Raw genomic sequence first — 10875 nt, 5'->3', positions numbered from 1 at the left:
CTGTCTATAAACCAGCCTGGAGGCACGGGGTTGTCGTGCAAGTTAAATCGAACTATTGAATATGTTCAGCTTAGCTTGTTTGATGACTTCAGGGCTACTGAAAACCCAGACCGAGAGCGATAGCAGGTCTGGGTAGTTTATGTCGTTCTGTACTCCGTTCCTAGTGGAATATGGGGAAGTTGGGGGAGCTGGGGAAGCTGGGGTTGTAGAGACGTTCCGGTGGAACGTCTGGAAGCTGGGGAAGCTGAGGAAGATATCAGGGATAGCACATAGCACTATAGCAGGGGACGAATTTTGGCTTTATAGGCACTTTCATCCAAACCATCACCGACAGTAGCTTCAGCCGGATCAATCGCCTGATTCAATGCGTTAATGCGATCGTCAACGCCTGGATGAGTGCTGAGGAAAGAGGGGACGGAACCGCTTTTCTTCTGGAGTTTTTCCATGAAATTTACAATGGCTGACGGTGCGTAGCCTGCTTTTTTGAGGATGTCTAACCCAACTTGATCCGCCTCCAATTCATCTTCACGACTATTGGGTAACCGCAGCGCCAAGTCCACGCCAATATTGACTAAGGTATTGCGATCTAGACCTGCGGCAACGGCTACTCCCCTGGCGATCGCTGTCTGGCGCATTTGTTCAATCATGTGTTCTTCTTCGATATGCCCGATTTCATGGGCAATCACACTCGCCAGTTGAGCCTCATTGTCCGCCGCTTCAATCAAACCGGTGTTGAGATAAATAAAACCCCCCGTAGTCGCGAAGGCATTAATGCTGTCATCCTTAACCACCTGAAACGTATAGGGAATATTAGAGCGTTGAGTTTCTTTTGCCAATCGCTGACCAATCTGATCAATGTAGCGGTTGACACTGGAATTGCGATAGAGTTGGATCTGGTTTCTTACCAACTGCTGATTGATCTGCTGCCCGATCTCGACTTCCTGGCGCTCAGAAATATTGGAAAGTTGGATAATCTGGACCCCTCGGAAAAGCAGATCCAGCCAGGGAATTGCTTGACTCACCTGAGGTGTACCCACGATCAGGCTAAACGCCAAGATCGCTGACACAAACGGATATAATAAACGACGACGGTGACGATGAGACCAGAAGAAGAAAGGATTAATCATGGTACATAAAATTAAAATAGCTACAGTTCAGGCACTCAAACAATAGACGCTACTTATAGGGTATAAGTTGCCATTGGCTCTCAAGAAACACTTTCTGGTACAGGAGGGTGAGGAGAGGGCGATCGGCGATCCGAGTACATTGAGTGGACTGGTGTTGTTAATTAGACTAAGCAGTTGCCCCTACAGGCGTTAGCTTTTATTGTGTCTACCTACTTACCAGCCACATTCCCATTACATCTGGCAATTTTGGTTATCCTGACATCCCAGAGGATAAGCTGAATTGTAGGTACTCGATCGCTTGCCAAACCAACTATATCGATGATCACGAACCTGTTGATATGTGCGATCGCCTAGCCATTTCATTCCAGGCATTGCCCGATATGCTGAGACGAACACCTCGCCCATAGGCAACAGACGCCCAATTTCCTCAGCCGCCTCACTCCCTTGCCACCGACGTTCCGGGGACGCCCCATCAATGAGAATCATCCCCATTTCACAGTCTTGGGGGGTAATACCAAAGGTTTCACAGGTGGCTTCATCCTGCATGGGAATGTAATCAAACTGCTGTCCTTGATCCAGATTTTCCAGAAGCTGCACTAACGTGACACAAAGATTGCAGTTGCCGTCGTAAATAACGTGATATTGCATCAAAGGGGTTAATCGCACTCCTTATGAGTTATCTTTATTTACTATACCTAATTTAATCTATTCCTATAGGAGGATAAAAAAGATAATTTATCGTGTTAAGTTACGGACATTTATATGTTCTATTTGATTAAATCCTGTAACCTAAGGGGATATTATTAAACTTAAGGGATTTGCGTAGAAGAAAGTCGGTCAATCAGTACAAATATTCTAAATCCCAGCAAATCACAGTATCAGTGTAAAAAAAATCACCAACCTAGTTTCGTTTATGTCTTTTGATGGATTCACAAAAAGCTTTTTTTCTGTAATCTAAAAGTAGATTGCGAGAGTTAAACTCTCGAAGCATAAAGAAAAAGAAACACGGAGACTATTCTATGAATCTCATCAAAATAGACAAGTTTTACCCCAACTATAAAGAACAGATTTTCGGTGGCGATGACATTAAAGGATATAGTGTCTACTCTGATCGAGAAGAGAAAATCGGTGAAGTTCATGATGCTCTTCTGGATGAAAATGGTCGTTTCCGGTATCTAGTCATTGATACAGGCTTCTGGATCTTTGGTAAAAATGTCTTGTTACCTGTAGGTTATGCCCGGATGGACTATGATCGTCATCGGGTTTATGTGATTGGTATGACCAAAGCCCAAGCCGAAAGCTTACCGGAATACCATGACAACATGAGCATCGACTACGACTACGAAGAACGAGTCCGCAACGTCTACCGACCCATGGCGACTAATCGCTCGACGGCATCAACATCGGCTCAAGCGACAACCTATAATCGCGACACCTACACTTATGATCATGAGCCTGAACTCTATGCCACTACTGAGCAGGATCATAAAAATCTCAAGCTGTATGAAGAGAAACTAATTGCCAACAAAGACCGTTACAAGAGCGGTGAAGTTGCTATAGGTAAGCACGTAGAATCTGAAACAGCTCAGGTATCAGTTCCTGTAGAAAAAGAACGGGTGGTCATTGAGCGTAATACACCTTCCGCAGCCCGCGAAGTTCAACCAGGTAGTGCTGACTTCCACGACGGTGAAGTTGCTCGTGTGGAAGTTCATGAAGAAGCAGCGAATATCGATAAGAAAGCCTTTGTCCGGGAAGAAGTTGGTGTCAAGAAAGAAGTTGAGCGTGACACCGTAGATGCAAAAGAAACGGTTCGCCGCGAAGAATTAGAAGTTGATGTAGATGGCAATCCTGTCGTCAAGGGTCGTCGGTAGAATTCTGAAAGCGATTGAATTTCACCGATTGAACTAAATAAATTGGTGGATACGGGGGTGGGCATTGCCCACCCTACGTTTAGTAAGTTGGAGAAGTAAGCTATGATCCAAGAAGAACCTAAAAGCAGTTATACAAAGGGTAAAATAAAACAACTATTAGATCGATTTAGAGAAAAATTCACGTTCTTTACTATCGTGAATCAAAAAGGTAAAGTCCTAGGGCGGGTTGAGGATTTCTGTGTCGAAAAAAATCATCGGCTTTATATGGTGATGTCTGCCCAATGGACAAACGCTGAATCTTCCTGGTTTCTCCTCAGTCGCCAGCACATTCAGACAATTGACCCAGACAATAGAATTGTAATTGTTGACCTATCACCAGCGGAACTTGAATACTTGCCTGTATATCAAAAAAGGGAAACCCCAACAGCAAAGCCTTCCGAGGACTTATCTCACTCGTCAGTAACCTCTACAAGTGTTGTTAATTCAGAAAAAGCTATGGATGCTGAAGAGAGAGTGAATAGTGATCTCGAACCGTCTGATCAGACATCAGAAATAGTCGAAGAAGACATGATTCGCTTACTAGAAGAAAAGTTAGTCGTTAACCGCAGTAAGCAGAAAGTCGGTGAAGTTGTGGTTCGCAAAGAAATTGAAACCCGTGTGGTAGAAGTTCCTGTACGGCGGGAAAAATTAATTGTTGAACAAGTTGGTGAAGAACCAAAACAACTGGCAGAAATTGATTTAGGGAAGGGGAAAGTTACAGGTGTTGCCGATAGTGTAGAGACGAGTCTACCGACAACGACTACTGTCAACGGTGAATTTGTTTCGCCTAAAGCAGCCAGCGATCTTTTAGCCGCGATCGCGCTGCAAGATAATCACGGCTGTGTTAACGTGCGTGTAGAGCTAGTGGTGGACAATCCAGAGCTTCAGAAAACGTACCAACAAATGTTTGATCGCTGTCGTGGAAGTAAATAGAAAGCAGGGGAAGCTGGGGGAGATGAGGAAGATAGGGAAGATAAGGGAGCAAATGACATAAGACATAAGACATAAGACATAAGACAAATGACGATCTCTGCCTTTAACTTTTATTGTGTCTACCTACTTATTAGATGACCCACTAAACCAAAATGGTCAGATGGGAAAACATTAGGACAATCAGGGGAAATAGGTTTTAATCCCAGGCGTTCAATGGATTCTGGCTGCCAACTTTGGGAAGCAGAACGGAGTAAGATGCGGTCAAAGCGGACTTTTTTATGTTTCTGTTTTTGCTGTAACCGCATGATATTAATATCCGTATCTTCTGTATAACCTGGTTCATTCTCTCTAAGAACTGCCCACAGATCTTGATAGCGAGGGTCAAGATTACGGTTTTCCTCTTCCCAAGAGGAACAAAAATTAAAGTCTCCCATGAGTACAGCATGATCGGACTGTTCCAATAGGGGAAAGATATCAGCAAGTTGTATGGCGCGAATGGATGCAAATTTCTTCTTGCTTTCTAAATGAACCGTAGCAATATTAAAATTTTGTCCATTAAGCCGCAATTCAGCACAGAGAAATTTGCGACTCATTTGGCTAATCAGATCGCAGAAAAATAACTGATGAATGGGAAACTTAGACAGCAGGAGAACGCCATAAGGATTCACCGTTTCTCCGGTGGTGTCGGAACTATAGTAATTCTTTCTAACCCAGTCTTGTTCTAAAATTAGTTTAAGAGAGGTTGGCGTAACCTCTTGCAACGCGATCGCGTCAGCATCACAGTCTTGAATAAGCTTCAGTATAGCCTCGTGGCGTTGTTGGCGATGATAGTCGGAAAACCAGATATTATAGGTGACCAGTGTTAGTTCACTGATATTTGTGTCACTGACAACATCGGTTGATTGAGTCCAAGCTTGTTTTTCGGGATTAAACCTCTGAGGATTGAGTTTTTGTAGGTCTGGAGGAATCGGAGGCTTGGTCATAAACTGTTTTCTAGTTAATTACTATTAAGTTTAAGAGTAAGGATTTCCTTTCGTCAATAAACAGGGATTGCTGCTGATAACCGCAAAAAAAGCCACCCTATTTGCCGGATAAATGATCAACCCGGATCACTTTTTTCCAGATTTCTGCTAGTCTTGGTGTCTTCGGTTACAATGGTCGCGGTAAATCTGTAGGAAAATAGGTGTTCAAAACACGACCAGGCAAAACTCTGTCTGTGGATAAGACAAATTCATGAAACCCCGAATCATCGTTTGTGGCTTGGGTCGCACTGGCTATCAAATTTTCTCATTATTAAAGCAACAGGGAGCCTCTGTTGTCGGAATTAGCGATCGCCTGGTTCCGGGTAACTGCCAGGATCTGATTATCGGCGATTTTCGCGCAGCCGCCACCCTACTCGCCGCTGGAATTCAGGAGGCGCAAACCCTAGTCATCACCTCTAGCGATGATGCCTTGAATCTGGCTATTCTCACCCAAGCCCGAGTCCTTAATCCTCGGATTCGGATTATTAGTCGGCTATTTAACAACAGCTTAGGCGATCGCTTGGATCAGATTTTGCCCAATCATGTCAGTCTCAGTGTCGCCGCATTAGCCGCCCCGGTGTTTGCCTTTGCTGCGATGGGGAATCAAGCGATTGGGCAACTGCGACTATTCAATCAAACGTGGCCCATTCACGAAGAATACATCCATGACTCTCATCCCTGGAATGGACGTCAGTTGAGTGAGTTGTGGGACGATCGATCGCGGATGTTGATCTACTATCAACCCTGGAAAGGGCAGGTGAGTTTAGTGTCTGCCGTTGTGCAAGAACAAACATTACAACCGGGCGATCGCTTGATTGTTGGCACTCAACCCAATGTCCGCAGCCGTCGAGGGTTGTGGCTACGCCGACTGTTCAAGATTCTCACGAACCTGAAACAGTTTCAGCACCATGGTCAACCCATTCTCGCCGGAACTCTTGCCCTACTGCTGACCATTTTTATCGCTACACTCACCTATGTTAGTGTGCAGTTGAATACCTCAATTGTGGACGCCCTCTATTTTTCCGTGGGTATGATTACCGGGGCGGGGGGAAAAGAAGAAGTGGCAGAATTAGCCCCCGACAGTATCAAAGTTTTTACGGCGGTGATGATGTTAGTTGGGGCGGGTGTAATTGGGATTTGTTACGCCCTACTCAACGATTTTATTTTAGGTACTCGTTTTAGTCAATTTTTAGATGCTGCCCGTGTTCCCAGTCGCCATCATTATATTGTTTGTGGCTTGGGGGGTATTGGTGTCCAGATCATGAATCAACTGCATAGTCATGGCTATGACGTGGTTGTGATTGAACCCGATACCCACAATCGATTTCTTGGTGTTGCCCGTTCTTTAGGAGTCCCGGTGATTATCGGTGATGCAAGTTTGGCAACTAATTTAAAAGCGGCGAATATCCATACAGCGGAAGCTTTATTAGCGGTAACCAGTAGCGACATGACCAATGTCGAAATTAGTTTAAGTGCCAAAGCCTTAACCCCCAATTTACCCGTCGTGGTGCGAAATCATGACCCTCAATTTGCCCGAGGGGTGCAGCAAGTGTTTAATTTTGAAGTGGTACTCAGCCCCACAGAATTAGCCACACCTGCTTTTGCCGCCGCCGCCTTAGGGGGGCGTATTTTAGGCAATGGTATGACCGGGGATACGCTTTGGGTAGCGTTAGCAACAACGATTACGCTAAAGCATCCATTCTGTGGACAGAGGGTGAGAGATTTAACCCTGGATATTGAGTTTGTTCCTCTATACATTGAAACCCGACATCAAAAGCTTCACGGTCGAGATTTATTGGAAACAGCGTTAGCGGCAGGTGATGTTTTATACTTGACCATGCCAGCGTCACAATTAGAACAATTGTGGCGAGTCACCCCCTCTCAGTTATTGGCGAGTTGAATCTGGGGAAGGTGGAATTTTGACCCTTCACTGTGGAAAGAGGGTATGGCGCTTGTGTAGGGGCGGGTTTTACTATTATCTTTTCTTATCTGACAACAGATGTGACTAAACCCGCCCCAGCCGATGTGTATAGGCAGGTTTATGGATTTTTCTATAAGCCTATTGATCAGGCAGAAAAGCCTCCTGAATCTAAGGCTAAAGCCCTGACTACGAACTTATGAACCCAGCTCATGCATCCATTTAGGTGTACCAAACCACTCCACAAGCACCATAGCGTCAGCGTACTAATTCTTTAGATAGAGAGATAGATAAATCAAAATCCTATTTTAGGAAGAGGAAAATTCTCTCCGAGTTGTTTAAGATTGGTCGTAACGTCGAAATTAAGAATGTAATTATGCCACAAGAAGACATAACATCTAAAGGTAAACAAACTACAACGGCTGCGGGAGCTAGAACAACAGGTATGGAGTCTAAAGATCCCCAAGCCGAAGAGCAAGCTTCTAAGAAAGATCCAGCAACCATTCCGGAAGCCCAAGGTGAAAACAAGCGTGTAGAAGGCGATCCGAACCAAGGAACCGACTCTCGTTAATAGTTTTCCGGATTGGCTAGATTTGGAAACAGCCTAAACGAATAAAACTGGTAGAGACGTAGCTGGCTACGTCTCTATAATTTGTTAGGCGTCTTAAGCTGTCATGCATTTAAATTGGGTATTAGTAGCGAGCAAGATGCTCGCACTACAAGGATTTCCCCATTATTGATATTAAGGTTTAAATGCCGAACAGCTTAACCACCCGACTGGTGTGACACAGCTAAAATGAATGGCACTGAAAATTTGCAGTTTGAGATCGGCAAAACCCTTAGTTAGCAAGGCTTTGAGTAGCATAGAAATTTGCTCATCTTCACGGAAATAGGGTCAAACCTTTTCATACCCTTGCACCGCTATCAGGGAAAATGTATCATTGCTTCCTCTCCTCCCCCTGCTTTCTCTGCTTCCCCTGCTCCCTACCCCCCCACAACACTTATTCAGCAACCCCAAATTAGGTGTACCACGCCACTACGGAACCAGACAATTCCCTAGCGGCTCAACCGGCAATTGTGGTATCAAAATTGTGCCATTATTTGCCGTTGTATCGGCTTTAAATGTACTGTCAAGATCGATGTAATTTAGAGAGAAACCATTCTCGCTGGTATTATTACTCAAATCTAAACAGATAGTCGATTCCGGCTCAAGATTTGTCAGTGATCCCGTTTGTACTACAAAACCATTGGCATTGTCAAGAACACCTGGGTTTCCTGTAAATGTATTAAATCGGACACCCGCGAAAAGTTCCGACTGATCTTCTGCTAATATCAACGCACCAAAACGAGCATTATCCATTACTGTGTTTCTTTCTAGTAGTAGCTGAAGAGTGGCATTATTGAGTGCGTCCACAAAAATACCATCCGGTTCCGGTAAATTGAGTGTAATGCCTTGAAAGCCATTCCTATCCACTCGATTATCAGTGATCGTCAGTCTCAATGTGGCAGATTCTTGAATGCTAACGCCAATACCATGATGACCATTATTCAAAATCTCATTGTTGTCAATCGTGACGTCTAAATCTGACTCCCCGATCATAAAACCCGCAATCCCTAACGTTTCATTCTCAGAAATCTGGTTATTTTGGATAATGACTTCTCCTTCAGCATCAGCCATAGAGTCTACAGTTATTCCCCGCCCCTGATTTCTCGCGACGGTATTTTCCTCAATCATTACCATTCCACTGGAATTATCCAAGAATGCGAAGATAATCCCATCCCTTTGATTATTTAAAATAGTATTATTGGCAATAGTGAATGCCCCTTGAGAATTATCCCGCATAAATAGGACAATTCCATTAAACTGATTATCCGACAGCGTATTATCTAAAACTGTAACCGTTTCAGCGGAATCTGCAAATAATCCCATGATAATCCCGTCTTCTTGATTACCCCTAAGATTATTGTTAGTAATCGTGACTATTCCCTCAGAATTATCTATTAGCGCCATAGAAATTCCACTAAATTGGTTGTCTAAAATTTCATTGTTGATAATTGTGACGCTTGAATTGGAATTGCTAAATAGCTCAGAGAAAAGTCCGGCACTACCATTGTTTTGACTTGTATTATCATTAATATTAAAGTCAACGTTGACAGCATTAGCTAATCTGAAACCAATGCCGTTAACTTGATTACCCGTAAGTATATTTTCCGAAAGTGTTACTGTACTGTCCTCAGTATTAAACAGAATAATACCAATCCCATCGCCTGTCGTATTGACAATCTGATTCCTGACCAGGTTTAGATCAACTGAACCCGCTGTATTTCCAAGAAAAAATCCGCTATTACCCGAACCATCTGTCGTATCAATACTATTATCGGTAACAGTGACATTTCCTGTCGTCTCCAGTAACACTATACCCACTTGAGTTGAATTCGCGATCGCGTTCTCCCGAATCGTTACCGTATCAATCTCTCTTCCCTCAATCGCAAAGGTACCCGCATTGGGGATATAAAAGCCAGATAGGGTGGTTCTATTACCCAGAGTTACCGAAGCCGCCGCGCCTGGAGTAATCGTGGGGAGTATTCCTGCACCTGATAGCGGTAATTGCACTATTCCTCGTTCTACAGTATCCAATTGCTGAATTGGACCCGTAGATAACACCTGCACTTGATCAGGAATTGTAAACGGCGGAATCCCTGGATTGGTTCCGGGTTGTACATAAACAATATCATTGCCATCAGATACCGTTTGATCTAACCCATTCTCAACGATACCAAAGGGACTTTCAAACGTACCCTCTCCCCCCATTTCGCCCAAAACAACATGCTGAAATACATAAGGTTTCCCTGTTTCCGGATTTGTCGCTGGTACGTCTTGGAAATCATCTTGATGATCAATCACAATTGCATTCGTTCGCTGCACCGATTCAGCTAATCGTGCCAAACCTTGATTATCATCATCCGTTAACCCTTGGGGACGACTTCCGGGAAATGTCGCACCCACTGTAAACACTAAATTCGTGCCAAATAAATCATCATTTTGTAACGACAACCCCAGCTTAAAATTATCAGAAGGACGTGCTTCCAATCTCACTCGCCATCCCCATATCTCTGAACTCCCTTCCGCATCATACCAATACAATCCCCCATAGCCGCGCAGATCCCCATCTATACCAATTCGAGCAAGTTTTGTGCCAACTTCTGCATCCCAACCTCCCATGGCGGCTTCTTTGTTTTGCCCCTGTTCTAAAATCAAGAAATTGCGGCGAAAGAAAATATCTCGAACTCCAGCATCACCAACTCCTTGGCGTGTATCGCCAATGGGTAAATAACCATTCACCCGAAAATCCCAAACAGTTCCTAAACTTTCTATGCCTAACCCCAATTGATTAAAGGTATTGTGACCTGTATGGCGGTTATCATAACTCATATAACCGCCCCAAATTCGATGGGAACTGGCACTATAGGTACGATATCCCAGGATCAGATTACCCCCCAAATTTGCATCATCGTTATCCAGGAAGAGTCGCCCTTCCAAAAACGTCAGATTTTTACCTGGAGTTTGTAAAAGGGGAACAAATCCCTCTAGGCGGGTAAAGCCATCAAATCCACCACCAGAACTCGTATGTCCAATTCCTAAACGGGGTTGGATTCTTAAGCTATCAGACGTTTCGGATGCCGCCTCTGTCTGCGCTAGCATTGGTGGGCTAGAGATAGAGAGGAGGAGTACACTGATTAATCCCAGTTTTGTGTTTTTCATTAGTCTAAAGGCAGAATTGAGGAGAGATGTTCCGGTGGAACCTTTCTCAATTCTGGTGAATGTCTGTAAGAACAAGGGACAAGGAAGAGAAGATTTAAAACTATTTTATACGGTTATCTTATAATTTATCTACTCTGCCACTATTTTATATAGGGACTTTGAACACCAATACAGACTTTGTAGATGCCAGTGATGACTGGGA

At 44.0% G+C, this 10875-nt stretch carries 9 protein-coding genes; 4 read left to right on the top strand and 5 right to left on the bottom strand.

Annotated features, from left to right (window positions below; genetic code table 11):
• Window positions 1-275: 275 nt before the first annotated feature.
• Together RIG66_RS07735 and RIG66_RS07730 are read right to left on the bottom strand one after the other, a co-directional pair.
• On the bottom strand, window positions 276-1127 hold the full coding sequence (locus RIG66_RS07735; RefSeq protein ID WP_446376782.1) for a M48 family metallopeptidase: 852 nt from the start codon (window positions 1125-1127) through the stop codon (window positions 276-278).
• Window positions 1128-1358: 231 nt separating this feature from the next.
• Window positions 1359-1775: a thiol-disulfide oxidoreductase DCC family protein gene (locus RIG66_RS07730; RefSeq protein WP_446376780.1), complete on the bottom strand. Its 417-nt coding sequence runs from the start codon at window positions 1773-1775 to the stop codon at window positions 1359-1361.
• A gap of 371 nt (window positions 1776-2146) precedes the next feature.
• On the opposite strand from RIG66_RS07730, the gene RIG66_RS07725 reads away from it, so the two are divergent.
• Window positions 2147-2998: a DUF2382 domain-containing protein gene (locus RIG66_RS07725; RefSeq protein WP_446376778.1), complete on the top strand. Its 852-nt coding sequence runs from the start codon at window positions 2147-2149 to the stop codon at window positions 2996-2998.
• A gap of 102 nt (window positions 2999-3100) precedes the next feature.
• Window positions 3101-3970: a DUF2382 domain-containing protein gene (locus tag RIG66_RS07720; RefSeq protein ID WP_446376776.1), complete on the top strand. Its 870-nt coding sequence runs from the start codon at window positions 3101-3103 to the stop codon at window positions 3968-3970.
• A 119-nt stretch (window positions 3971-4089) separates the two neighbouring features.
• Here RIG66_RS07720 and RIG66_RS07715 read toward each other — a convergent pair whose 3' ends face one another.
• Window positions 4090-4953, bottom strand: coding sequence for an endonuclease/exonuclease/phosphatase family protein (locus RIG66_RS07715; protein WP_446376774.1), 864 nt, complete (start codon window positions 4951-4953; stop codon window positions 4090-4092).
• A gap of 250 nt (window positions 4954-5203) precedes the next feature.
• Between RIG66_RS07715 and RIG66_RS07710 the strand changes: the two genes are divergently transcribed.
• Together RIG66_RS07710 and RIG66_RS07705 are read left to right on the top strand one after the other, a co-directional pair.
• Window positions 5204-6892, top strand: a complete 1689-nt coding sequence (locus tag RIG66_RS07710) for a potassium channel family protein (protein WP_446376772.1) — start codon at window positions 5204-5206, stop codon at window positions 6890-6892.
• Window positions 6893-7286: 394 nt separating this feature from the next.
• Entirely contained in the window at window positions 7287-7481 is a 195-nt protein-coding gene (locus RIG66_RS07705) for a hypothetical protein (protein ID WP_446376770.1), read from the top strand.
• Window positions 7482-7652: 171 nt separating this feature from the next.
• Here the strand turns inward: RIG66_RS07705 and RIG66_RS07700 are convergent, their stop codons facing one another.
• Window positions 7653-7775, bottom strand: a complete 123-nt coding sequence (locus tag RIG66_RS07700) for a hypothetical protein (protein ID WP_446376768.1) — start codon at window positions 7773-7775, stop codon at window positions 7653-7655.
• Window positions 7776-7946: 171 nt separating this feature from the next.
• A complete protein-coding gene (locus RIG66_RS07695) occupies window positions 7947-10673 on the bottom strand; it encodes a right-handed parallel beta-helix repeat-containing protein (protein WP_446376766.1) in 2727 nt (908 codons plus the stop codon).
• Between the last annotated feature and the right edge of the window lie 202 nt (window positions 10674-10875).

Source organism: Coleofasciculus sp. E2-BRE-01 (assembly GCF_040221695.1).
Lineage (GTDB): Bacteria > Cyanobacteriota > Cyanobacteriia > Cyanobacteriales > Coleofasciculaceae > Coleofasciculus.
Note: the sequence above shows the minus strand (reverse complement) of the source record. Positions and strands in the feature narration are given on the sequence as shown.

Bases quoted from the DNA above. Each gene is read 5' to 3' on its own strand.
- RIG66_RS07725 (WP_446376778.1), top strand. From the start codon at position 2,147: ATGAATCTCATCAAAATAGACAAGTTTTACCCCAACTATAAAGAACAG.
- RIG66_RS07720 (WP_446376776.1), top strand. From the start codon at position 3,101: ATGATCCAAGAAGAACCTAAAAGCAGTTATACAAAGGGTAAAATAAAA.
- RIG66_RS07710 (WP_446376772.1), top strand. From the start codon at position 5,204: ATGAAACCCCGAATCATCGTTTGTGGCTTGGGTCGCACTGGCTATCAA.
- RIG66_RS07705 (WP_446376770.1), top strand. From the start codon at position 7,287: ATGCCACAAGAAGACATAACATCTAAAGGTAAACAAACTACAACGGCT.
- RIG66_RS07735 (WP_446376782.1), bottom strand. From the start codon at position 1,127: ATGATTAATCCTTTCTTCTTCTGGTCTCATCGTCACCGTCGTCGTTTA.
- RIG66_RS07700 (WP_446376768.1), bottom strand. From the start codon at position 7,775: ATGCTACTCAAAGCCTTGCTAACTAAGGGTTTTGCCGATCTCAAACTG.
- RIG66_RS07730 (WP_446376780.1), bottom strand. From the start codon at position 1,775: ATGCAATATCACGTTATTTACGACGGCAACTGCAATCTTTGTGTCACG.
- RIG66_RS07715 (WP_446376774.1), bottom strand. From the start codon at position 4,953: ATGACCAAGCCTCCGATTCCTCCAGACCTACAAAAACTCAATCCTCAG.
- RIG66_RS07695 (WP_446376766.1), bottom strand. From the start codon at position 10,673: ATGAAAAACACAAAACTGGGATTAATCAGTGTACTCCTCCTCTCTATC.